Origin of the sequence: Pseudonocardia sulfidoxydans NBRC 16205 (genome assembly GCF_007989085.1) — a bacterium.
In the GTDB taxonomy this organism is placed as follows: domain Bacteria; phylum Actinomycetota; class Actinomycetes; order Mycobacteriales; family Pseudonocardiaceae; genus Pseudonocardia; species Pseudonocardia sulfidoxydans.
Map to the genome: position 1 here is coordinate 1 of NZ_BJVJ01000057.1, position 20011 is coordinate 20011.

Annotated in this window: 20 protein-coding genes; 8 read left to right on the forward strand and 12 right to left on the reverse strand. The window is 71.9% G+C overall.

Annotation, left to right across the window (positions count from 1 at the left end; all coding sequences use genetic code 11):
- Nucleotides 1–536: glycerol-3-phosphate dehydrogenase C-terminal domain-containing protein (locus tag PSU4_RS22430; protein WP_281290724.1), on the forward strand; the 536-nt coding region annotated here is incomplete at its 5' end.
- A gap of 41 nt (nt 537–577) precedes the next feature.
- Here PSU4_RS22430 and kynU read toward each other — a convergent pair.
- The 3 genes from kynU to PSU4_RS22445 form a co-directional block, all read right to left on the reverse strand.
- A complete protein-coding gene (gene kynU, locus PSU4_RS22435; protein ID WP_147111943.1) occupies nt 578–1795 on the reverse strand; it encodes a kynureninase in 1218 nt (405 codons plus the stop codon).
- 4 nt (nt 1796–1799) lie between these two features.
- Nucleotides 1800–2648 (reverse strand): tryptophan 2,3-dioxygenase, encoded by an 849-nt coding sequence (locus tag PSU4_RS22440; RefSeq protein WP_147111947.1) that lies wholly within the window; start codon nt 2646–2648, stop codon nt 1800–1802.
- A gap of 67 nt (nt 2649–2715) precedes the next feature.
- Nucleotides 2716–3219 carry a hypothetical protein gene (locus PSU4_RS22445; RefSeq protein ID WP_147111950.1) on the reverse strand — a complete coding sequence of 168 codons (504 nt, stop codon included), beginning with the start codon at nt 3217–3219 and terminating at the stop codon, nt 2716–2718.
- Nucleotides 3220–3363: 144 nt separating this feature from the next.
- On the opposite strand from PSU4_RS22445, the gene PSU4_RS22450 reads away from it, so the two are divergent.
- Nucleotides 3364–5091 (forward strand): MFS transporter, encoded by a 1728-nt coding sequence (locus PSU4_RS22450; protein WP_147111953.1) that lies wholly within the window; start codon nt 3364–3366, stop codon nt 5089–5091.
- Nucleotides 5092–5140: 49 nt separating this feature from the next.
- Here PSU4_RS22450 and gnd read toward each other — a convergent pair whose 3' ends face one another.
- Nucleotides 5141–6574 carry an NADP-dependent phosphogluconate dehydrogenase gene (gene gnd, locus PSU4_RS22455; RefSeq protein WP_147111954.1) on the reverse strand — a complete coding sequence of 478 codons (1434 nt, stop codon included), beginning with the start codon at nt 6572–6574 and terminating at the stop codon, nt 5141–5143.
- A gap of 116 nt (nt 6575–6690) precedes the next feature.
- Between gnd and PSU4_RS22460 the strand changes: the two genes are divergently transcribed.
- Nucleotides 6691–7449 (forward strand): histidine phosphatase family protein, encoded by a 759-nt coding sequence (locus PSU4_RS22460; protein WP_147111955.1) that lies wholly within the window; start codon nt 6691–6693, stop codon nt 7447–7449.
- 1 nt (nt 7450) lies between these two features.
- Here the strand turns inward: PSU4_RS22460 and PSU4_RS22465 are convergent, their stop codons facing one another.
- The 4 genes from PSU4_RS22465 to PSU4_RS22480 all read right to left on the reverse strand — a co-directional run bounded on the left by PSU4_RS22465 (nt 7451) and on the right by PSU4_RS22480 (nt 10433).
- Entirely contained in the window at nt 7451–8245 is a 795-nt protein-coding gene (locus PSU4_RS22465) for an SCO1664 family protein (protein ID WP_147111956.1), read from the reverse strand.
- A 9-nt stretch (nt 8246–8254) separates the two neighbouring features.
- Nucleotides 8255–8824 (reverse strand): DUF3090 domain-containing protein, encoded by a 570-nt coding sequence (locus tag PSU4_RS22470; RefSeq protein ID WP_147111957.1) that lies wholly within the window; start codon nt 8822–8824, stop codon nt 8255–8257.
- A 70-nt stretch (nt 8825–8894) separates the two neighbouring features.
- Nucleotides 8895–9590 (reverse strand): histidine phosphatase family protein, encoded by a 696-nt coding sequence (locus tag PSU4_RS22475; protein WP_147111959.1) that lies wholly within the window; start codon nt 9588–9590, stop codon nt 8895–8897.
- Between the two features lie 21 nt (nt 9591–9611).
- On the reverse strand, nt 9612–10433 hold the full coding sequence (locus PSU4_RS22480) for an undecaprenyl-diphosphate phosphatase (RefSeq protein WP_147111961.1): 822 nt from the start codon (nt 10431–10433) through the stop codon (nt 9612–9614).
- 81 nt (nt 10434–10514) lie between these two features.
- Between PSU4_RS22480 and PSU4_RS22485 the strand changes: the two genes are divergently transcribed.
- From PSU4_RS22485 to PSU4_RS22495, 3 genes are all read left to right on the forward strand, one after another.
- Nucleotides 10515–11459 (forward strand): aldo/keto reductase, encoded by a 945-nt coding sequence (locus PSU4_RS22485; protein ID WP_147111963.1) that lies wholly within the window; start codon nt 10515–10517, stop codon nt 11457–11459.
- 159 nt (nt 11460–11618) lie between these two features.
- Nucleotides 11619–11855 (forward strand): DUF5703 family protein, encoded by a 237-nt coding sequence (locus PSU4_RS22490; protein WP_147111965.1) that lies wholly within the window; start codon nt 11619–11621, stop codon nt 11853–11855.
- Between the two features lie 111 nt (nt 11856–11966).
- Nucleotides 11967–13430 carry an alkaline phosphatase family protein gene (locus tag PSU4_RS22495; RefSeq protein ID WP_147111968.1) on the forward strand — a complete coding sequence of 488 codons (1464 nt, stop codon included), beginning with the start codon at nt 11967–11969 and terminating at the stop codon, nt 13428–13430.
- A gap of 32 nt (nt 13431–13462) precedes the next feature.
- Here PSU4_RS22495 and PSU4_RS22500 read toward each other — a convergent pair whose 3' ends face one another.
- Nucleotides 13463–14515 carry a LacI family DNA-binding transcriptional regulator gene (locus PSU4_RS22500; RefSeq protein ID WP_186817123.1) on the reverse strand — a complete coding sequence of 351 codons (1053 nt, stop codon included), beginning with the start codon at nt 14513–14515 and terminating at the stop codon, nt 13463–13465.
- A 156-nt stretch (nt 14516–14671) separates the two neighbouring features.
- Between PSU4_RS22500 and PSU4_RS22505 the strand changes: the two genes are divergently transcribed.
- On the forward strand, nt 14672–15568 hold the full coding sequence (locus tag PSU4_RS22505) for a nitrilase family protein (RefSeq protein ID WP_147111971.1): 897 nt from the start codon (nt 14672–14674) through the stop codon (nt 15566–15568).
- An 11-nt stretch (nt 15569–15579) separates the two neighbouring features.
- Nucleotides 15580–16806: a hypothetical protein gene (locus tag PSU4_RS22510; protein ID WP_147111974.1), complete on the forward strand. Its 1227-nt coding sequence runs from the start codon at nt 15580–15582 to the stop codon at nt 16804–16806.
- 65 nt (nt 16807–16871) lie between these two features.
- Here PSU4_RS22510 and PSU4_RS22515 read toward each other — a convergent pair whose 3' ends face one another.
- Genes PSU4_RS22515 through PSU4_RS22525 form a run of 3 tightly spaced genes read right to left on the reverse strand, consistent with a single transcriptional unit; the run spans nt 16872 to nt 19945 of the window.
- The gene (locus tag PSU4_RS22515) at nt 16872–17855 is read right to left on the reverse strand and encodes an NADPH:quinone oxidoreductase family protein (RefSeq protein WP_147111977.1); all 984 of its coding nucleotides are present in this window, start codon (nt 17853–17855) and stop codon (nt 16872–16874) included.
- Nucleotides 17855–18625, reverse strand: coding sequence for an SDR family NAD(P)-dependent oxidoreductase (locus PSU4_RS22520; protein WP_147111980.1), 771 nt, complete (start codon nt 18623–18625; stop codon nt 17855–17857). The genes PSU4_RS22515 and PSU4_RS22520 overlap by 1 nt, the downstream gene beginning before the upstream one ends.
- Before the next feature lie 3 nt (nt 18626–18628).
- A complete protein-coding gene (locus PSU4_RS22525; RefSeq protein WP_147111983.1) occupies nt 18629–19945 on the reverse strand; it encodes a M20/M25/M40 family metallo-hydrolase in 1317 nt (438 codons plus the stop codon).
- Between the last annotated feature and the right edge of the window lie 66 nt (nt 19946–20011).

Here is a 20011-nt window from a genome sequence, read left to right on the forward strand (position 1 = left end):
CGGCGGTCCACGGCCTCGACGCCAAGGTCCCCGACTCGGTGACGGAGCGGGTGCCGCTGCTGGGCGCGGAGGGCTTCAAAGCCCTGCTCAACGCCCGGCACCGGCTCGCGGCGAAGCACGGAATCCACGTCGCCCGGATCGAGCACCTGCTGAGCCGCTACGGCTCGATGATCGACGAGGTGCTCGCGCTGGTCGACGACGACCCGTCGCTGGGTGAGCCGCTGGCAGGCGCCCCGGACTACCTGCGCGCGGAGGTCGTGTACGCCGCCGTGTACGAGGGCGCCCGGCACCTGGAGGACGTGCTGGCCCGGCGCACCCGGATCTCGATCGAGACGTTCGACCGGGGCACCGGGTCGGTCGAGGAGGCGGCGCGGCTGATGGCGCCGGTGCTCGGCTGGAGCGACCAGCAGGTCGAGCGCGAGATCGAGCACTACCGCAAGCGGGTCGAAGCCGAGCGGGAGAGCCAGAAGATGCCCGACGACGAGACCGCCGACGCCGCCCGCATGGGCGCGCCGGAGGTCGTCCCCCTGGCCTGATGCCTGTGAGCGGCGATAGTCGCTATAGCGACTATCGCCACTCACGACCTCGTGAGGACCTCCGCGAACACGGTCATCGCCCGGTGCAGCTCCGCGTACGAGGTCGTCAGCGGGGACAGGCCGATCCGGATCCCGTCGGGAGGCCGGTGGTCGACGACGACGCCCGCCGCGATCAGCTTCTCCGAGAGCACGGCAGCGTCCGGGTGCGTGACCGTGACATGACCACCCCGCCGAGCCGGGTCACGTGGCGAGCCGAGCCCCACCCCTTTCAGAAGATCGTCCGCGAGCGCCACGGCGAGCTCCGTGAGCGCGACCGCCTTGGCGCGGATGCGCTGGATCCCGGCCTCGGCGACAAGCCTCACGCCCTCGTCGACACCGATGAGTCCGGTGATCGGCGGCGTCCCCGACAACGCCCGACGCATGCCCGTCGCATGCGCGTAGTCCGACGTCATCGCGAACGGGTCGGCGTTGCCCATCCAGCCGGTGATCGGCTGTTCGAAGGACTCCTGCACCGCCGCGGACACATAGAGGAACGCGGGCGCGCCCGGCCCCGCGTTGAGGAACTTGTAGGTGCAGCCGGCCGCCAGGTCCACCCCCGCGGTGTCGAGGTCGAGGGGCACCGACCCGGCGCTGTGGCAGAGATCCCAGACCACGAGCGCACCCGCGTCGTGCGCGGCCGCGGTGATGCCGTGCAGATCAGCGATCCAGGCCGACCTGTAGGCGACGTGGGAGAAGGTGACGAACGCGGTCTGCTCCGTCAGCACACGGCGGACCTGATCCAGGGTGACACCGGCCTCTGGTGGGGACGAGACCCAGCGCACCGTCAACCCGCACTCCGCGGCGACCGCCTCGACGACGTAGCGGTCCGTCGGAAAGTTCCCGCGGTCCGCGACGATCTCGGTCCGGCCCGGGCGCATCGCCACGGCGGCACGCATCAGCTTGTAGAGGCACACCGTCGTCGAGTCGGCGACGACCGTCTGACCCCGTGCCGCACCGAGAGCGGCGGCGGCCAGCCGGTCCCCGACCTCGAACGGCAGCTCCATCCAGCCCTCCGACCAGGACCGGATCAGCCGCGTCCCCCAGTCGTGCGCGACGAGCGCGGCGAGCCGTTCCCCCGTCGCCTTCGGCGGGCGGCCGAGGGAGTTCCCGTCGAGATAGGCGACGAGACCCGGGTCGTCGGGGACGACGAAGCGGTCCCGGAACGACGCCAGCGGATCGTCCGCGTCCAGCTTCTCCGCGTCGGCGAGAGTGGGGGCCACGTCCTCACCCTCCCAGCTCGGTACGGACGGCCAGGATCTCCGGGAAGAACGTCAGCTCCAGCGCGGCCTTCAGGAACGCCGTCCCGCTCGACCCACCCGTCCCCCGCTTCGACCCGATGATCCGCTCGACCGTCTTCAGGTGCCGGAACCGCCAGAGCTGGAAACTCTCCTCGACGTCGACGAGCGCCTCGCACGTCTCGTAGGCGCCCCAGTCGCGGCCCGGGTCGGTGTAGACGAGCCGGAACACCCCGACCAGGTCCTGCGCGAACACGTGCGCCCTCGTGAGGTCGCGCTCGAGCACCTCGCGCGGGACCGGGTAGCCGGCGCGGGCGAGGTAGCGCAGGAAGTGGTCGTAGAGGCTCGGCGCGCCGAGCACCTCGTGCAGCCGCCGCGACGCGCCCGAGTCGTCGGCGAACACCTCGATCGCGGCCGCGTTCTTGTTGCCCAGCAGGAACTCCACCGTCCGGTACTGCTCGGACTGGAACCCCGACGCCGTGCCGAGGGCGGACCGGAACTGCAGGTACTCGGTGGGCGTCAGCGTCTCCAGGACGCCCCACTGCTCGAACAGCTGCCGCTGCACCGCCTTGACCCGCGACAGGGCCTTCAGCGCCGGGCCGAGGTCGTCGGCGTCCATCATCGCCGCGGCGTGGCGCAGCTCGTGGATGACGAGCTTCAACCACAGCTCCGACGTCTGGTGCTGCACGATGAACAGCAGCTCGTCGTGGTGCTCCGGGCTGCTCTGCGGGCGCTGGGCGCCCAGCAGCTCGTCGAGGCGCAGGTAGCCGGCGTAGGTCTTGTCGACGGCGAGCCCGCGGTGCAGGCCCTCCTCGACCGTGCGCTCGTTCGTCGTCACACGCGCAGTGTGCACCGCGTGGAGCGTGGGCGCGGCGGGCGCGGCGGGCGCGGCGGCAGTCTGCTGCTCAGGTCAGGGCGCAGGACGCCGTGCCGCGGTAGTGCGCCTGGTCCCACGTCGTGGCGTCGAAGGTGATCTCCAGGCGACCGTCACGGACGGCGGCGGACACGGTGGCCTTGCCGGAGCGGCCGTCGGAGGCGGTGTAGTCGGTGCCGTAGCCCGAACCGCCCTTCGTCGAGTTCCAGGTCATCCGGACCTTGCCGGGGCCGTCACCGACGGGTGCCTCGATGTCGAGCCTCTCGATCGTCTCGGAGGGGGCGTCGGCGGGGCCGAAGGAGAGGATGGCGCGACCGGCGTCGCTGACACATCGGTTGACGTCGGCGGACGTCGTCGCGGTGATCGTGTGGGTGCCGACGCGGGTGGCCATGCGGCCGTCGGTGACGACGTCGATGGTGGCGGTCGCGAGAGCGGTGGTGGCGGGGGTGCCGGCGGTCGAGGTGGAGCACGCGGTGGCCGAGGCGGTGAGGATCAGGGCGGGGACGACGAGGAGCGTCTTCTGTGCGGCGCGCATGGGGGAACAATACGAATCCGGGCGATCTCCGGAGCAGGGTGTGGGCAGGCCGGTCGGGGTGGTGCCGGCACCCCCGAGCGGTGAGGGAGGCGCCCCGCTCCCGGGACGGGCGGGTCCACACGATCCGGCGTACGTTCGTTGCTGATGCTAAATAGATCCTCGGACGAGGCGCGGTACAAGTGGGTCGCCCTCTCCAACACCACGTTGGGTGTGCTGATCGTCACGATCAACATGTCGATCCTGCTCATCGCCCTGCCCGACATCTTCCGAGGCATCGGCATCGACCCGCTGGCGCCCGGAAACATCAGCTACCTGCTGTGGCTGATCATGGGCTACCTCGTCGTGACCGCGGTGCTCGTCGTCAGCTTCGGGCGCCTCGGCGACATGTTCGGCCGCACCAGGATGTACAACCTCGGCTTCGCCGTCTTCACCGTGTTCTCGATCCTGCTCGCCGCCACCTGGATGCACGGCGACGCCGGCGCGATCTGGCTGATCGTCATGCGCGTGCTGCAGGGCGTCGGCGGCGCGCTGCTGCTAGCCACCTCCACCGCGATCCTCACCGACGCCTTCCCCACCCACCAGCGTGGCCTCGCGCTGGGCATCAACCAGGTCGCGGGCATCGGCGGCTCGTTCGTGGGGCTGGTCGTCGGCGGGGTGCTCGGCCCGGTGAACTGGCACTGGGTGTTCCTCGTGTCGGTGCCCGTCGGCGTCTTCGGCACGGTCTGGGCGTACCTCAAGCTGCGCGACACGGGCACCCGCAACCGCGCCCGGCTCGACTGGTGGGGCAACGCGACGTTCGCGATCGGGCTCGTCGCCGTCCTCGTCGGCATCACCTACGGCATCCAGCCCTACGCCGGGCACACCATGGGCTGGACGAGCCCGGTGGTGCTGACGCTCGTCGTCGGCGGGATCGTCGTCCTCGCGTTGTTCGCGTGGATCGAGACGCGGGTGCCCGACCCCATGTTCCGGCTCTCGCTGTTCCGCATCCGGGCGTTCACGGCGGGCAACGTCGCGAGCCTGCTCGCAGCGCTGGGCCGCGGCGGTCTGCAGTTCATCCTGATCATCTGGCTGCAGGGGATCTGGCTGCCCGAACACGGCTACTCGTTCGAGAGGACGCCGCTGTGGGCGGGCATCTACATGCTGCCGCTGACGATCGGGTTCCTCGTCGCCGGACCCGTCTCCGGGTTCCTGTCCGACCGCTTCGGCGCCAGGCCGTTCGCCACCGGCGGAATGGTCGTCGCCGCCGCGAGCTTCCTGCTGCTCGACGTCGTCCCCGTCGACTTCGACTACCTCGCGTTCGCCGGGCTGCTGCTGCTCAACGGCCTCGCGATGGGGCTGTTCTCCTCCCCCAACCGGGCGGGGATCATGAACAGCCTGCCGCCCGACCAGCGCGGCGCGGGCGCAGGCATGACGTCGACGTTCCAGAACGCCGCCACCGTCCTGTCGATCGGCATCTTCTTCTCGATGCTGATCCTCGGTCTTGCGTCCTCCCTGCCGACGACGCTCGCCGCCGGGCTCACCGCCCAGGGCGTCCCCGCGGCGACGGCGGCGCAGGTCGCGGCGCTGCCGCCCGTCGGCACCCTCTTCGCGGCACTGCTGGGGTTCAACCCGGTCCAGACGCTCCTCGGCCCGCAGGTACTCGCCGGCGTCACACCCGCGCAGGCCGCGACCCTCACCGGCAGGGAGTTCTTCCCGCAGCTCATCTCGGGGCCGTTCGCCGACGGGCTGACGCTCGCTCTCGGGTTCGCCGCCGGGGCCTGCCTCGTCGCGGCCCTGGCGTCGGTGCTGCGTGGCGGGAAGTACCACTGGACCGAGCCCGACCTGGCCCCGGGTCCGACCCGAACTGCACGAACGGCACAGTCGGGCAACTGAGTTGCCCGACTGTGCCGTTCGTTCCCGTTGGGGGTGGCCCGGCAGGGCGTCAGTCCGTGCGGACCTCGGTGCCGTCCTGGGCCCAGCGGGTGTGGAAGGCGCCCTCTTCGTCGACGCGCTGGTAGGTGTGGGCGCCGAAGAAGTCGCGCAGGCCCTGGATGAGGTTGGCGGGGCCGCGCTCGCGGCGGTAGCCGTCGTAGTAGCTCAGGCTCGACGAGAACGCCGGGATCGCGACGCCCTGCTCCGTCGCGGTCACGACCACCCGCCGCCAGGCGTCCTGCGCGTTCGCGACGGCCTCGGTGAAGTACGGGACCATCAGCAGGTTGTCGAGGTCGGGGTGCTCGGCGTAGGCGTCGCGGATGCGGTTGAGGAACTGCGCACGGATGATGCAGCCGCCGCGCCAGATCGTGGCCATCTCGCCCAGGTGCAGGTCCCAGCCGTTCTGCACCGACGCGGCCCGCATCTGCGCGAAGCCCTGCGCGTACGCGACGACCTTCGACGCGTAGAGCGCCTGCCGGATGTCGTCGACCAGGCTCTCGTCGGCCTTCTTGGCGGGCGTCGGGCCCGCGAGGGTCTTCGCGGCCGCGGCGCGCTCGGCGCGCAGGGCCGACAGGCCGCGGGCGAAGACGGCCTCGGTGATGCCGGTGAGCGGGATGCCCAGGCCGAGGGCGTCGATGGCGGTCCAGGTGCCGGTGCCCTTCTGCCCGGCCTGGTCGACGATGACGTCGACGAGCGGGCCACCGGTCTTCTCGTCGACCTTGGCGAGGACCTTGCCGGTGATCTCGATCAGGAACGACTCGAGGTCGCCGGTGTTCCACTCCTCGAAGATCGTGCCGATGGCGTGCGCGTCGAGCCCGGCGACCTGGGTGAGCAGGTCGTAGGCCTCGACGATGAGCTGCATGTCGGCGTACTCGATGCCGTTGTGCACCATCTTCACGTAGTGCCCGGCGCCGCCGGGTCCGACGTGGACGACACACGGCGTGCCGTCGACGACCGCGGCGATGGACTCGAAGATGTCCTTCACCTCGGCGTAGGCCTCGGGGTCGCCGCCAGGCATGATGCTCGGCCCGAGCAGCGCACCCTCCTCGCCGCCGGAGACGCCGACGCCCATGAACCGGATGCCGTTGGCCTCGCACTCGGCGGTGCGGCGCACGGTGTCGGGGAAGTGGGAGTTGCCGGCGTCGATGATGATGTCGCCCTTGTCGAGCAGGGGCGTGAGCTCGTCGATGACGCTGTCGACGGGTTTGCCCGCCTTGACCATGACGATGATGCGGCGCGGCGTCTCGAGCGCGTCGACGAACTCCTGCAGCGACTGGGTGCCGGTGAAGTCGCCCTCACCGCCGAACTCACTCATGAACTCGGTGGTCTTCGATCCCGTCCGGTTGTGCACGGCGACGGCCACGCCACGGCTCGCGATGTTGCGGGCCAGGTTCGCACCCATCACCGCCAGCCCGGTGACCCCGATCCGGCTCTGTCCCGCCATCGCTCACTCCTTCTCCGTCGGTGCGGCTCTGTCGATGCCTGCCGATCATCCTGCCCGTTCCGCAGCCCGGCACGAACCGCCGTGTGGCGTCTGCGACGCCGGTAGCGTCGGACGGCATGTACGAGGTGGTGCTGCTCCGTCACGGCGAGACGCTCGGCTACGACGGCGATCACGGCCTGACGCCGCGCGGCGAGGAACAGGCGCGGGCGCGGGGCAAAGCGTTGGCGGCGGAGATCGCGCCGGGTGCGCGGGTACTGATGCCGCACGCGCGGACGTCGCGGGCGACGGCGACGGCGGTGACGTTGCGGGCGGCGCTGGTCGCGGAGGGCGTCGACGAGTCGCTGCTGGGCGAGCTGTACGCGGAGCCGCACGTCGACAACCTGCGGTTCTCCCTCGACGGGGAGGTCGTCGACACGTCGGTGGCGGTGTCGGCGCGGTTGGCGCTGCCCGACGGTCACGACGACGACTGGGTCCGTGAGTACGACCGCTTCGACAGCGACTACCGCGAGGTCGCGGCGGCGGGTGGGCCGATCGAGTTCTGGGTGCGGAACCCGACCCTCTACTTCGAGCCGCCACAGCTGGGGGCGTTGCGGTTGTGGCTGGGGATCGAGACGCTGGGCTCCCGTCTCCGGGACGCGGGGGCAGCGCTCGCCCTCGTCTGCACCCACTCGGCCCCGATGCGCGCCTTCGCGGCGACGACGTTCGGCGTCGACCTCGGCGAGCCGGAGAACCTGGAGCCGATCCGCGTGCGGGTCGGGGAAGGCGTGGACGCCGGCACCGCGCGCGTCGACTACCGCGACCGCACGGTCACCACGCGGATCCCGACGCCACCGGCGTGGTTCGACCGGGCCTGGCTGGACTCCTACGGACGTTGACCTAGAACGCCGGCCACGGGATCGCCGGCCCGTAGCCCGAGGGTTGGGGGTAGCGGGGCGCGGCGAGCAGCGCGTCGACACGTGAGGTCAGCGCCGCGACCTCGGTGAGCGTGATGTGCTCGTTGAGTGTGTCGGCCAGCCCGCCGTCGAGCGCGCTGCGCAGTTTCTCCAGACCGGTGACGACCGTCGGCGGCAGGTCGTCACCCACCCAGCCCCACAGCACGGTCCGCAGCTTGTCCTCGACGTGCATCGTGAGGCCGTGGTCGACGCCGTAGACACGACCGTCGACGCCGGCGAGGACGTGCCCGCCCTTGCGGTCGGCGTTGTTGGCGACGACGTCGAAGGCGGCCATCGCGGCGAGCTGCGGATCGTCGGCGTGGACGAGGACGGCCGGGTCGCCGGCGCCGTCGCGGGCCCGCAGCACCCGCTTCCAGCCCGCGGGCACCTTCTTCGGGGCGCAGACGTCGATCAGTTCGCGCTCGTCGGTGTCGACCCAGACCTGCAGCATCCCGGGGCCGAACGGGCCGTTCTCGCGCAGGATCGTGGGCGGCACGACATGCAGCTCCGACGCCTCGGACACCAGGAAGGAGGCGACCTCACGGCCGGCGAGGGTGCCGTCGGGGAAGTCCCACAGCGGGCGTTCGCCCCGCACGGGCTTGTAGACGCACTCCAGCTCGGCGCCGTCGAGCGCGATCGTGCCGAACAGGGTGGTGTTGGAGGCGTCGACGAGGCGGCCGGTGATGTCGATCTTGCCGGCGGTGAGCACCTCGTGCACCGCCGGGTCGCGAAGGTCCACGTGCGGGCGTCAGTCGGTCATCGGGGAGCGCTGGTGGAACCCGTTGAGCCGCACGCACACGTGGCCGGCGGGGTCGAGCGGTTCGGCGCACAGCGGGCAGGGCGCCCGCCCGGCCGAGACGACGAGCTCGGCGCGCTCGGCGAACGCCTTGGCCTGCGGCGGCGAGAGGAAGACGCGCAGCGCGTCGGGGCCCTCGTCGGTGTCGTCGAGGACGACCGACTCGTCGACCTCCTCCTCGCTCACCGCGAGCAGCTCGACGACGATCGAGCGGGTGTCGGCGTCCCAGCCCAGGCCCATGGTGCCGACGCGGAACTCCTCCTCGAGCGGCACGGCGAGCGGGTCGGTGTCGGCGTCGCCGCCGGTGGGGACGGGCAGCTCCTGGCCGAAGCGGCGGTTGACCTCCTGCAGCAGGGCGGCGATGCGTTCGGCGAGGACCGACACCTGCTGCTTCTCCAGCAGCACGCTGATGGTGCGGGCCTGCTCGGCGGCCTGAAGGTAGAACGACCGGTCGCCGGGCTCGCCGACGGTGCCCGCGACGAAGCGTTCGGGCCGGCGGAAGACGTGGATGACGCGTGACATGGCACCTCCGAGAGTAGGCCACCGGCGCGCGGCGGGCACACCCGTGACCGGACGGGGCACCGCCGCAAGGTCAGGTGGAGCCGCCGACGACGGCGTCGGAACTGCGCTTGGTGGACCGGCGGCGCCGCGGCTTGGGCGGCACGATGCTCGCGAGGTCGCCCCCGAGGTCGTTGACCTTGGCGACGAACGGGCGCGTCTCGGTGTAGTGCACGACGCTGACCGAGCAGGTGTCGACCATGATCCGCTGGAAGTTGTCCAGGTGGGTGGCCAGGGCGTCGGCCAGCACGGACTTGATGACGTCGCCGTGGCTGCACGCGAGCCAGACCGCGTGTTCGCCGTGCTCGGAGGCGATGCGGGCGCCGTGGGCGCGGACGGCCGCGACGGCCCGGGCCTGCATGCCCGCGAGACCTTCGCCGCCGGGGAACACCGCCGCCGACGGGTGGGCCTGCACGACCTTCCACAGCGGTTCCTTGGCCAACGTCTTGAGCGAGCCACCCGTCCAGTCGCCGTAGTCGACCTCGGCGAGCTCGTCCTCGACCGTCGGGACGAGCTTGCGGTCGATCGCGAGGGGCTCGACGGTCTGGCGGCAGCGGGTCATCGGCGAGGTGACGATCTCGGCGATCGGGATGCCCGCGAGCCGCTCCACCACTTTCTCGGCCTGGCCGAGACCGGTCTCGTCGAGCTCCACGCCGGGGCTGCGCCCGGCCAGCACGCCGGCCGTGTTGGCCGAGGACCGGCCGTGCCGCAGCAGGATCAAGGTCGTCACCGCACCGACCCTACGTGGTTCTCATGTCGCCGAGACGGCGCCGATCGCGAGTGCCGCGAACAGCGCCACGCCGAGGGCGATGCGGTAGGCGACGAACACGTAGACGGTGTTGTTCTGCACGTACTTGAGCAGCCAGGCGATGATCACGTAGCCGACGGCGAACGCGATGATGGTGCCGACGACCATCTGCGGCCCGCTCGTCAGGCCGGACTCCTTGACGTCGCCGATCTGGAACAGGCCCGCCGCCACGACCGCGGGGATGGCCAGCAGGAACGAGTAGCGGACGGCGGCGGGCCGGTCGAGGCCGAGCGCGAGGCCCGCGGTGATCGTGCCGCCCGATCGCGACACACCGGGGATCAGCGCGAGCGCCTGCGCGAGCCCGAGGACGATGCCGTCGCGCACCGTGAGCTGCTCGAGGGGGCGGTTCTGCTTGCCGTAGCGCTCGGCCAGGCCCAGCAGGATGCCGAAGACGACCATCGTCGTCGCGACGATCCACAGGCTGCGGGCGACCGTCTCGATGGAGTCCTTGAACAGGAAGCCCAGGATGCTGATCGGGATCGTGCCGATGATCACCAGCCAGGCGAGCCGGTAGTCGTTCGTGGCGCGCGTCTCGGCGTCGGTGAAGCCGCGGAACCACGTCTTCACGAGGTTCCAGATGTCCTTCGCGAAGTAGATCAGGACGGCCGCCTCCGTCCCCAGCTGGGAGACGGCGGTGAACGCCGCACCCGGATCGTTGCCGAAGAACGCCCCGGACACGATCCTCAGGTGCGCAGACGACGAGATCGGGAGGAACTCCGTCAGCCCCTGGACGACGCTCAGGACGACGACCTCGAACCAACTCACGAAGCTGCTCCACACCGGTAGGACGACACGGCGAGGCACCGTACCGGGGTCTCCTGAGGACGCTGCCAATAGGCTGACCCGGTGCGGCGCAGACAGGTCGGGACCAGCGGCCTCCAGGTGTCCCGGATCGGCCTCGGCACGATGACCTGGGGTGACGACACCGACCTCGAGGCCGCCACCGACCAGCTCGTCACGTTCGTCGACGCGGGTGGCAGCCTCGTCGAGACGTGCGACGCCTATGCCGACGGCGCCGCCCAGGAGATTCTCGGCGAGGTCATGGCGGACTCGGTGCCGCGCGAGGACGTCGTGATCTCCGCGCGGGGCGGGCTGCCCGGCGGCGCCTCGGGCGACCACGGCGCCCGCGGCGCGCTCCTCGACGCGCTCGACGCGACGCTGCGCCGGCTTCGGGTCGACCACGTCGACCTGTGGCAGCTCCCCGGCTGGGACGCCGCCGTGCCGCTGGAGGAGACACTGTCCGCGATCCAGGTCGCGGTGATGTCGGGCAAGGCGCGCTACGCCGGGCTCGTCGGGCCGTCGGGCTGGCAGCTGGCGACGGTCGTCGAGAGGGCCCGCGCCACCTCGGGCGTCGCGGTCCCGGTCGCTGCGCAGGTCGAGTACTCGCTGCTCACGCGCGGCGTCGAGGTGGAGCTCGCCCCCGCCGCCCGGCACCACGGTCTCGGGCTCGTCGCGTGGGCGCCACTGGGGCGCGGCGTGCTCACCGGGAAGTACGTCGAGGGCACCCCGGCCGACTCGCGGGCGGCGTCCGCGGTCCTCGCGCCCTACGTCGAGGCCCGCCGCAACGAGCGGTCCGCGCGGATCGTGCAGTCGGTCCTCACCGCCGCCGACGGGCTCGGCACCTCCCCGCTCGCCGTCGCCCTGGCCTGGGTGCGCGACCGGCCGGGCGTCGCGTCCGCCGTCGTCGGGGCCCGCGACGGCGCCCAGCTCGCGGCGTCGCTGGCCACCGAGAAGGTGGAGCTGCCCGCGGAGATCCGCGCCGCCCTCGACGACGTCAGCATCCCCATCTGACGGGTGTCGCGCCGCGATCGATGCTGGCCGTGGGCGCGCGCGGGCGCATATGGTGAACGGCACGTCATCCGTCGTTCACGCGATGGAGACGTCGCCGGGCAGGTCCCGGTGAGGGTGTGCACGACCGGGCGGCCAGTCCGAGGGCAAGGAGGTGGGCCGGTGGCGTCGACCGGCACGGCTGCGCAAGAAGCAGGAGATGCCGACGGGGATTGGGAGTACCGCCCCGTCCATCTGCCCGGGGACGTCACCCGGCTGACGGCGGCGGTACGGCTGGCCATCCAGGCCGAGTCGGGCGGTTGGGAGCTCTCCCGCGTCAGGCTCTACCCCGGTGGCGTGCGGAAGGTCTGGCTGCGGCGCAAACGTTCCCTGTCGATGCTCCCCGAACCCACGTTCTGACGGGACCCCACCCGTGTGGGGTGCCTCTCGTCTGTAATGCATGCCCGTGGTCCGTCGATGATCCTGTGTATCGGCTGTGTCCGGGGGGATCACGGGTCCGGGGGGATCACATTGGCAAGCACCACCACAGGCGGGCGTCCAGGCGCCCGGGCTCTGCTCGTCGAGTTCAACGAGCTCAGCCCGACATTGCTCGACCGTTTCATCGCGGCCGGGCACCTGCCGCACTTCCGGGCGTTCCGCGACTCCTCGGTCGTCTGCACGACCGACGCGGGTGAGGACGCCCCGAACCTCGAGCCCTGGATCCAGTGGCCGACGGTGCACAGCGGCATCCCGTTCGCCGAGCACGGCGTCTTCGCCCTCGGCGAGGGCCGCGAGAAGCTGAGGACTCCACTGCTGGGCGACGTGCTCTCGGCCGCCGGCATTCCCGTCGGGGTGTTCGGGTCGATGAACACCGCCTACAGCCGCCGCCCCGGCGAGCCCGGCTACGTCGTCCCCGACCCCTGGGACGTCGACGGTGTGGCGTTCCCCGATTCGCTGCAGCCGTTCTACGAGACGGTGTCGTGGGCGGTGCAGGAGTCCTCCCGCAACGGCCTGCCCGGCGCGGGGCAGCTCGCCCGGTTCGCCGCGTTCCTCGTGCGTAGCGGCCTGCGTCCCGCGACCGTCGTCGCGGCGGTCCGCCAGCTCGTCGACGAGCGCCGTGTCGGTGGTGTCGCCTGGCGGCGGGCCTCGGTGCTCGACGACCTGTCCTACGACGTGTTCCGCACCCTCAACCGGCGCCACGGCGTCCGGTTCGCCACGTTCTTCTCCAATAGCACCGCGCACTACCAGCACTACTACTGGCGCGACATGGAGCCGGAGCTGTTCGACGAGGCCGGCGACGGCGCCCACGCCGATGCCGTCCTGCACGGCTACCGGCGGATGGACGCGCTGCTGGGCCGGATCATGGCCGACGAGCCCGACTCGCTGCTCGTGCTGGCCACCGCGCTGTCGCAGGAGCCGTGGGCCGAGTCGGCCAAGCGCACCTTCCGCCCCCACGACTTCGACGCCCTCTTCGCCTTCGCCGGAATCCGTGGCGCGGTCGCGAAGCCGATGATGGCCGAGCAGTTCGTCGTCGAGCTGGCCTCCCCCGACGCGGCGGCCGACGCCCGGCGCAAGCTCCACGCGCTGACGATCGACGGCGCCCGCGCGGTCAACGCCGACCTCGACGGCCACCGTCTGCAGGTGGGCTGCTTCAGCGACGTGGGCCGCGAGGGCGCCACGCTCGCGGGCGGGGCCGGCGGGGCGTCCCGGGCGTTCGACGAGCTCTTCTACCCGATCCACACCACGCGCAGCGGCCGGCACAGCCGCGACGGCGCCCTGTGGTTCCGCACGGGCACGCACCGCGTCGTGGAGGGCCGGGTCGCGCTCACCGACATCGCACCGACGATCCTCGACCATTTCGGCGTGGCCACCCCCGCGCACATGAGCGGGGACGTGCTGCCGCTCTACCGGACCCCCGAGGTCCCGACGCAGCGCAGCCGCCCGTTCTCACCGCTGCGCGAGGCGTCGCGGGTGGGCGCCCGGCAGACCCTGTGAGTGGCGATAGTCGCTATAGCGACTATCGCCACTCACAGGGTTGTCGGCTCGAGGACGCCGGTGCTGCTCTCGCGCACCGACAGCGTCGGTGGCAGCCGCAGCGACTCGACGGGCCTACCGTCGATCGCGGCGATCAGCGTCTCGGCGGCCCGCACGCCCATCTCGTGCATCGGTGAGGCGACCGACGTCAGCGGCACCGGGAGTTGGCTCGCGAGCGGGATGTCGTTGTAGCCGACGATCGCGACGTCGGTTCCGACGGTCAGCCCCGCCGCCCGGGCCGCGCCCATCGCGCCGATCGCGGCGAAGTCGTTGACGACGAACATCCCCGTCGGCGGGGCGGGCGAGGCCAGCAGGGCCCCGGCGGCACCGCGCCCGCCGTCGACGTCGAACTGCGCGTGCACGATCCGCTCGGGCGGGACCTCGACGCCGCGCTCGGCGCAGACCTGCAGGAAGCCCGCGGTGCGATCACGGCCGGTGCTGGCGTAGGGCTCGCCCGCGACGACGGCGAGCGCGGTGTGGCCGAGGTCGAGCAGATGCTCGGCGGCGAGCCTGCCGCCGAGGAGGTCGTCGCAGGTCACGCTGACGTGCGCGGCCGAGTGCCGGTTGGTCAGGACGAACGGGGTCCCGCGCTCGGCGAGCGTTGCGGCCAGCTCGTCGGCGTCGCCGTGTGCGTCGCCGAGGACGATCCCGTCGACGCGGCGGGCGAGCAGCATCTGCAGCCGCTCCCGGCGGATGGCGGGTTCGTCGCGCCCGTTGACCACGAACGTCTGGTAGCCGCGGGCGCGGGCGCTGTCCTCGATGCCCTCGTAGATCGTCGCGAGGACGACGTCGGACAGCCGGGGCACGAGCACCCCGAGCAGGCTGCTGCGGCTGGTGCGCAGGCCGGAGCCGTGGGGGTTGCGTTCGAAGCCGACCTCCGCGGCGATCTCGCGGATGCGCGCGATCGTGCGCTGCGACCCGGAGCGTTCGTTGGCGCTGGGTGAGTCCGAGAGTGCGCGCGAGACCGTCGACACGTGCACCCCCGCGAGCTCGGCGACGGTCCGCAGGGTGGGCCGGCCGGAACGGTCCAGGTGTGGCAGCGACATGTCGGCCTCCTCGGTCGGCACGGCACGGGGGTTGCCGGTGTCGGATGCCGAGGCTATCGTCGGCCAAACGTTTGGCACAAACGATTGCGCAGCATCACCGAGCCGCGGCCCGCGCGGCGCAGTCGCGGAGCAGCCCGCCACGATCCGAGGAGCACCATGCGCAGCGCCACCGAACCCGCCGTCAGCCCCGTGCGCGTCGCCGCCGTCCAGTCCGACCCGCAGGTCGGCCTGGAGAACAAGGAGAAGAACGTCGCGGCGACCTTGCAGCGCATCGAGGAGGCCGCCGACGCCGGCGCCCGGCTGATCGTCCTGCCCGAGCTCGCGAACACCGGCTACGGCTTCGACACCCGCGAGGAGGCCTACGCCCACGCCGAGGCCGTGCCCGACGGGCCCACCTGCGCCGCCTGGTCGGAGCTCGCCCGACGCCGCGACCTGTACGTCGTCGCCGGGATCACCGAGGTCGAAGGCGTGCACCTCTACGACACCGCAGTGCTCATCGGCCCCGACGGGTACATCGGCCGCTACCGCAAGACCCACCTGTGGAACCGCGAGAAGCTGATCTTCACCCCCGGCGACGGGTTCCCCGTGTTCGAGACGCGCATCGGTCGCATCGGGCTGCTGGTCTGCTGGGACATCTGGTTCCCCGAGGTGCCGCGCATCCTCGCCGCCCAGGGCGCCGACGTCATCTGCTCGGCCAACAACTGGGTCTGGACCCCGCCCCCGCTGTTCGACGACGCCGGCAACTGCATGGCGTCGTACCTGACCATGGCGGCCTCGCACGTGTCCGGCGTACCGATCGTCGCGGCAGACCGGGTCGGCACCGAGCGCGGCGGCAAGTTCCTGGGCTGCTCGCTGATCACCGGCGTGAACGGCTGGCCGATCGGCGGTATCGCCTCGGCCGAGGACGAGACGACGCTCTACGCCGACCTCGACCTCACCGAGACCCGCTCGGCCGTCGTCTGGAGCGATCTCAACGACCTGCCCCGCGACCGCCGCACCGACCTCTACGACCCGCTGCTCGGCTTCACCGGCGGCACGGTCCTGCCCCGATGAGCCCTGCCCCGATGAGCAGCACCACCACCTCGACCGAGTCCGGCACCTCGGCGGAGCTGCGGCTGCCCGGGATGCTGCTCGGCGCGGCGGGGGTCGTCGCCGTGTTCGGACTGGTGGCACTGGGTCTGTCGGCCGCGGCACGCGGCCTGCACGGCACACCGGGCGCCTACGACGGCTGGCTCGCCGCCGTCCCGCACAGTCTCCTCGACCGGGTCGGCTGGTTCCTCGGCGACATGACCGAACCCCAGTTCTACAAGTCCCCCGTCGCGACGGTCGGCCTGCTCGCCGGGGCCGCGCTCGCGTGGTGGGCCGGCCGGCGCGGCGCCCGCTGGGCCGGCTTCCCGATCTCCTACGGCTCCGGGCTGTGGCCGTGGGCGCTCGGCGCGGCGTCGCTGAGCCTGCTGCTGTCCAACATCGCGTTCGGCTGGGCGCTGGCCGACGGCTGGCAACCGACGTTCGTGCCGTTCGTCTGCGTCGCCACCGCGGTCGTGCTCGTCCATGGCGGCGGCTGGGTGCGACTGGTCACCGGCGCCGTCCTCGGCGCGGCCACGACGACGCCGATCGCGATGCTGCTGATCGCGACGGTGACCGGTCCGCTCGGCCTGCCGGTCGTCGTCTCCAACACCGCGGCGATGTCGGTCGGCACCGTGATCTCGTTCCTGATCTGCCGCGTCCTGCCGTGGATGCGCGAGACCGCGGCGGCGCTGCGTGCCGACCCCGGCCAGGAGGCGACCCCCACGCCCGCACCCCGCACCGGCGTTCTCGCGGACGCGTTCTGGACCGTCCGTCGCGTCGTCGCCGACTTCACCGAGACGCAGTTCTACGCCAACGAGATCGCCAGCATCGGTGTGCTGCTGGGCGTCGTCGTCGCGGTGCTCCTCGATCCGGCGTTCCCGGCCTACGGCTCCGGGGTCGTGCCGCAGATCCTGTTCGCGCAGGCCCTGACCTCGGCCGTCGGCGTCGTCGTGTGGCGACGGGTCTACCGCGGCGGCGGCTGGGCACCGACGTACGTGTCACTGGTGTCGGTCGCACCGGCGACGGTCCTGGCCTACGACGGCGGTCTCCTCGCGACGGTCGTCGGGGCGGTCGCGGGCGCCCTGCTGTGCCCGGTGATCGCCCGCCCGATCTCGGCGCGACTGCCCAAGGACTTCCACCCGTTCATCGGCAACACGATCGCGATGGCCGTCGCCACGACGATCGTCGTGCCGCTCGTCGGGCTGCTGCCCGGCGTCGGCTGAACCGCTGCCCCTGTGAGTGGCGATAGTCGCCAGGGCGACTATCGCCACTCACGACCTGGTCCGCGTCAGGGAACCAGCACGACCTTGCCGACCGTCCCCCGCGACCCGAGCCGGCGCAGGGCCTCCTTGACCTCCGACAACGGGAGCTCGGCCCCGACGAGGGGCTCGATGAGCCGCTTGCCCCACAGCTCCTCGATCTCGTCCTGCCACGGCTGGATCAGCTCCGGGCGCATCGTCCGGTAGTAGCCCCAGTGCACGCCGACGACCGAGTAGTTCTTGATCAGGACGTGGTTGGTCGGGGCGTCGGCGATCCGACCACCCGCGAAGCCGATCACCAGGATGCGGCCCTCGAACGCGGCGATGCGTCGCGACGCGTCGAAGACGTCCCCACCGACGGGGTCGTAGACGACGTCCGCGCCCCGGCCTCCGGTGAGGTCCTTCACCGCGGCGACCAGGTCGGCGTCGCGGTAGTCGACGACGTCGTCGCAGCCCACCGACGTCGCGACCGCGCACTTCTGCGCACCACCCGCCGTGCCGATCACCCGCGCGCCCAGCGCCTTGCCCAGCTGCACGGCCGCGGTCCCGACACCGCCCGCGGCCGCGTGCACCAGCAGGGTCTCGCCCTCGGCCAGCTGCCCGCGGTGCTTCAGCGCACACCAGCCCGTCTGGTAGGTGATCAGCAGCCCCGCGGCCTGCGCGGGCGTCATGCCCTCGGGCCAGCGGAACGTCGCGTCGTCGGGAAGGAGGGTGACCTCGGCGTAGCCGCCGTGCCCCAGGACCGGGAGCCCGACGACACGGTCGCCCACCCCGAACCGCGCGCCCTCCCCCGCCGCGACGACCTCGCCCGCGACCTCCATACCGGGGGTGAACGGCAACGGCGGCTTCTCCTGGTACGTGCCCTGGCAGGCCAGGATGTCCGGGAAGTTGCAGGCCGCCGCGTGCACACGCACCGCCACCTGGCCGGGCCCGGGGACCGGCTCCGGGATGTCCTCGTGCCAGGTGAGGACGTCGTCCGGGTCGCCGTTCTCGTGGACCTGCCAACCGCGCATCAGTGCTTCTCCCAGCTCACATCAGGGGCCCGGCGGCCGCCCGCCGGGCCGGGGACTCCGCGGAACCCGTAGGGCCCCGGGGCACGACCGGGTTGGACGAACCAGCACTCGCCCGGCGCGCCGTTCTCGACGATCCTCGCGACAGCGGCGGCGACGTCCACGGCACCCAAGAGCGGGAAGTCGCCGAAGTCGTTGCGCGCGTTCGCGATCAGGGCCGTGTCGGTGTAACCGGGGCACACCGCGGCCACCCGGATGCCCTCCTCCGCCAGTGCGGGCGCCGCGGCCCGCACGTACCCGACGACCGCGTGCTTGGTCAGCGTGTACAGCGGATCGCCCGGGTGCGGCATCAGCCCCGCCAGCGACGCCGTGACGACGACGACCCCGCCACCCGCCCGCCGCAACGCCGGCACAGCCGCGTTCAGCCCGAACACGACGTGGTCGACGTTGACGCCCACGACGCGGCGGTAGCCGTCGACATCGAGGTCGGTGACGCCGTTCTGCCCCGACGTCATACCCGCGTTGAGCAGCACGACGTCGAGCCGGCCGAACCGCTCCTCGGTCGCGGCCACGGCCTCGGCCATCGCCGACGGCGCGGACACGTCGGTCGCGTGGGCGAACCCGTCGACCTCGTCGGCGATGCGCCGCGCGCCCACCTCGTCGCGGTCGACGACCGCCACCCGCGCCCCCGCACCGGCGAGCAGCCGGGCCGCGGCCTCGCCGATGCCCGACGCGCCGCCGGTGACGAGCGCGGCCTTTCCCTGGAGGTCCACGTCTCAGCTGTTCTGCAGGAACGTGTCCAGGACGCGCGTGCCGAACTCCAGGGCGTCGATCGGGACACGCTCGTCGATACCGTGGAACAGCGACGCGAAGTCGAGATCCGGGGGCAGCCGCAACGGAGCGAACCCGTAGCAGCGCATGCCCAGCCGGAAGAACGACTTCGCATCCGTACCGCCCGAGAGCATATACGGGATCGCCTTCGAACCCGGGTCCTCGGTCTGCAACGCCGCCGCCATGGCCTCGACCAGCGGGCCCTCGAACGGCGTCTCCACCGGCGGCAGCTCCGTCACCCACTCCCGCGTGACGTCGGGCCCGAGGAGCGCGTCGACCTCCCGCAGGAACGCCTCCTGCCGACCCGGGAGGACCCGGCAGTCGACGACCGCCTCCGCCGTCGACGGGATCACGTTCGCCTTGTAGCCCGCCGACAGCATCGTGGGGTTGGCGGTGTCGCGTACCGTCGCGCCGACGATGCGCGCCAACGGCCCCAGCTTCGCCAGCGACCCCTCCAGGTCGTCCTCCGGGAACTCCAACCCGGTGATCTCCCGCATCGACGCCAGGAACTCCCGCACCGTGTCGGTCAGCACCAGCGGGAACGTGTGGTTACCCAGCCGCGCAACGGCTTCCGCGACGCGGGTCACGGCGTTGTCGTCGTGGAGGAACGAGCCGTGCCCCGGCTTCCCCCTGGCGCGCAGCCGCATCCAGGCGATGCCCTTCTCCGCCGCCTCGATGAGATAGACCCGCTGGTCCTCCCCCAGCGTCAGGGAGAACCCGCCCACCTCGCCGACGGCCTCGGTGCAGCCCTCGAACAGGTCCGGCCGGTTCTCCACCAGCCACTGCGCCCCGTACTTGCCGCCCGCCTCCTCGTCGGCGACGAACGCGAACACGATGTCGCGCGGCGGCACCACACCCTCACGCTTGAACCGGCGGGCGACGGCGATCGTCATCGCCACCATGTCCTTCATGTCGACGGCCCCGCGCCCCCACACGTAGCCGTCCCGCACCGCGCCCGAGAACGGGTGCACCGACCACTCGCTCGGGTCGGCCGGCACGACATCGAGGTGCCCGTGGACCAGCAGCGCCCCCCGCTCCCGGTCGGCACCCTCCAGGCGACAGAAGACGTTGCTGCGGCCCGGGGCGCCCGAGTCGAGGACCTCGACCTCGTAGCCCACCTCCGCGAGCTTGGCCGCCACGTACTCGGCGGCCTCCTTCTCGCCGACGACCGTCGCCGGATCGCCGGTGTTGGAGGTGTCGATCCGGATGAGTTCCGAGGCGAGCTGGACCACCTCGTCGACAGCGGAGTTCTGGCCGGTCATGGCGATCTTCCTACCATCGCCGGTCCGGTGGCGGGGGCCGGATGTGGGTGGTCTATCCTTTGCTTC

Excerpts from the sequence above, each read along its gene's own strand:
- PSU4_RS22445 (WP_147111950.1), bottom strand. The coding sequence starts at position 3,219 with ATGCGCGCCGCACAGAAGACGCTCCTCGTCGTCCCCGCCCTGATCCTC.
- PSU4_RS22500 (WP_186817123.1), bottom strand. The coding sequence starts at position 14,515 with ATGTCGCTGCCACACCTGGACCGTTCCGGCCGGCCCACCCTGCGGACC.
- PSU4_RS22450 (WP_147111953.1), top strand. The coding sequence starts at position 3,364 with ATGCTAAATAGATCCTCGGACGAGGCGCGGTACAAGTGGGTCGCCCTC.
- gnd (WP_147111954.1), bottom strand. The coding sequence starts at position 6,574 with ATGGCGGGACAGAGCCGGATCGGGGTCACCGGGCTGGCGGTGATGGGT.
- PSU4_RS22525 (WP_147111983.1), bottom strand. The coding sequence starts at position 19,945 with ATGACCGGCCAGAACTCCGCTGTCGACGAGGTGGTCCAGCTCGCCTCG.
- PSU4_RS22460 (WP_147111955.1), top strand. The coding sequence starts at position 6,691 with ATGTACGAGGTGGTGCTGCTCCGTCACGGCGAGACGCTCGGCTACGAC.
- PSU4_RS22470 (WP_147111957.1), bottom strand. The coding sequence starts at position 8,824 with ATGTCACGCGTCATCCACGTCTTCCGCCGGCCCGAACGCTTCGTCGCG.
- PSU4_RS22515 (WP_147111977.1), bottom strand. The coding sequence starts at position 17,855 with ATGCGCGGTTGGCAGGTCCACGAGAACGGCGACCCGGACGACGTCCTC.
- PSU4_RS22505 (WP_147111971.1), top strand. The coding sequence starts at position 14,672 with ATGCGCAGCGCCACCGAACCCGCCGTCAGCCCCGTGCGCGTCGCCGCC.
- PSU4_RS22510 (WP_147111974.1), top strand. The coding sequence starts at position 15,580 with ATGAGCAGCACCACCACCTCGACCGAGTCCGGCACCTCGGCGGAGCTG.